The organism is Ectobacillus panaciterrae DSM 19096, assembly GCF_000430785.1.
Classification (GTDB): Bacteria; Bacillota; Bacilli; order Bacillales; family Bacillaceae_G; genus Ectobacillus; species Ectobacillus panaciterrae.
Genome location: NZ_AUMR01000178.1, coordinates 1 through 2,199 on the forward strand (window position 1 = coordinate 1; position 2,199 = coordinate 2,199).

3 protein-coding genes are annotated in these 2,199 nt (G+C 35.6%); 1 reads left to right on the plus strand and 2 read right to left on the minus strand.

The window, feature by feature from the left end:
- On the plus strand, window positions 1-479 hold a 479-nt coding region (locus H540_RS0122025; protein WP_028402407.1), incomplete at its 5' end, for a YczE/YyaS/YitT family protein.
- Between the two features lie 114 nt (window positions 480-593).
- Here H540_RS0122025 and H540_RS0122030 read toward each other — a convergent pair.
- Entirely contained in the window at window positions 594-1,481 is an 888-nt protein-coding gene (locus H540_RS0122030) for a DMT family transporter (RefSeq protein ID WP_028402408.1), read from the minus strand.
- Window positions 1,482-1,896: 415 nt separating this feature from the next.
- On the minus strand, window positions 1,897-2,199 hold a 303-nt coding region (locus H540_RS30645), incomplete at its 5' end, for a YbfB/YjiJ family MFS transporter (RefSeq protein WP_051317235.1).

The window sequence follows — 2,199 nt, forward strand, 5'->3', positions numbered from 1 at the left end:
TGATATGTTGTAATTCATTTTTAAAAAGACAAAGACCAGAAGTTTTGGGATTGTTAACAGCATTTATAACGGGTATTGGTATTGATATGTGGCTTTTTTTATTGCACAATTTGATAACACCTGAACTATGGTACAGCAAAGCTGTTTGTTTTGGAATCGGCTTAATTGTTATAGGATTAGGAACTGCAACATATTTACATACAAATTTTGCACCGATTCCAGTTGACCGATTAACATTAATCATACAAGAATTAACAAGAACAAATATATTTTTTTCGAGAACACTCATTTACCTCGTATTTTTGATAATGGCAATGATTTTAAATGGACCAATTGGCGTTGGAACTTTATTAACCGTTTGTTTAGGGGGGCTAATACTTAATTACTTTATGCCATTTACTGAAAAAGTATTAGACCGCATATTAACACACACTAGTACATCACCAAATTATGATAAGGATAAAAAGCATTCAATATAGAATGCTTTTTATCTTTCTTGTTCAATTAACGAGCAGGTTAGATGTGGATGAGTAAGACTAACTAATATGAAAATCTATGATACGTTACAGGCGTATACTAGTTTTTATTGGCGATCATTCGTTCTTATTTCGATGTTTTTTACTATTAATAAGATATATGCTCGCAAAAATAAGAACTAATCCTCCAAAGATGGATATCGTAAAATCTTCACCTAAGAAAATCGATCCAATTCCTACCGCCAAAACTGGTACAAGAAACGTAAATGATGCTACTTTACTGGATTCACCAACACTCATAAGTTTGTTGTAAACTGCAGTAGCAACCCCTAGCGCAATTACGCCACCATAAAATAAACTTAAAATTAATGGAGGTTTCCATTCAATGGAATATGCATCTTCTGTTAATAAACCAGAGCAAGTCATAAAGATGCCACCAATTAAATTCTGCATAGCAACGAGCCATAGCCAATGTACCTTTTCATTGTTCTTTTTTACATAAACAGTCCCAAAAGTCCAGCCTAATGCAGATATCAGTGCTAAAAGAATCCCTACCAATGATACATATCCATTTAAACCTTTAAAACTTACGATAAGAACCCCGAAAAAACCCAACAGAATACCTGTTAATTTTCTTACAGTCATCGACTCCTTTAGCCATAGCCATGAAAGTAAGACAACAAGCACTGGTTGGGAGTAGAGAATAACCGTATATAATCCTGATGGTAAGTATTTTAATGCAAAATTGGAGGAAGCAATAAAAATAATAACATTAAAAAGGGCTGACACAACGAAAATACGCCAATTTTTTTTCCATTGTAGTTCTCTTATTCGATTCGAAAGAAATATTGCAAGTAAAATGCCACCTAACAACGTACGCATCCCTGCAAATAGTAATGGTGGTGAGTAATGCAATCCGATCTTTGAAATTGGCCAAGTTAAACTCCATGATAGAATAACAAAAGCAATACCTAAAATGGTTGCCTTTTTAGATAATCCTGACATTCAAATAAACCCTCCAGAGATGAAGTAAAATAGTTTGTGTAGCAAGATTTGGAGTATTCACTCCTTGAAGATAACTGCCCGTTAGTTTAGTCCCCGCCTAGCTCTGTAAAATAACATAATGGCTCTATTTTATTAACACGGTGGCTCTCACGGATTAACCACATGGCTCCTCGCACCGAAATATTCATCTAATTCAACAGGGGAGCATTACTCCTATAAATATGGTGCGGGCAACAATCGGATATAAAAAAACCCGCCGCAGCGAGGTTCACGTAGAGTCTTGATGAGCATTTATTATGGACGAAACCGTATTTTTGTCCATATCGACTCACAGGGCATCATTTTTAAACGCAATTTGACCTTAACCAAAGATTGTAATTTCCCTATTATTAATATCTAACACTTCAATCTTTACTTAAGACAAGAGTGTTTGCATGGTTTGGAATTCTCCCATCCCCCATGTTGTAGCAACGCTTATGCATAATCCAATCATCAGAAGCAAGTGTCGGTTTTTAACCTGAAAAAACGTTAGGATTATTGCGCCAATCAAATAGCCCATATAATTACTTGACGCTAAATAACCAGCGCCAGTAGTGGAGAATAATTGATGCTCCATCATGAGTGGCAGGATAGGTGTGAAAGCAAACCGCCCTATTCCCATAGCAACAATCATTGCTGCTATTCCTCCAACCAAGAAAATTACAGACTGTCTCTTCAT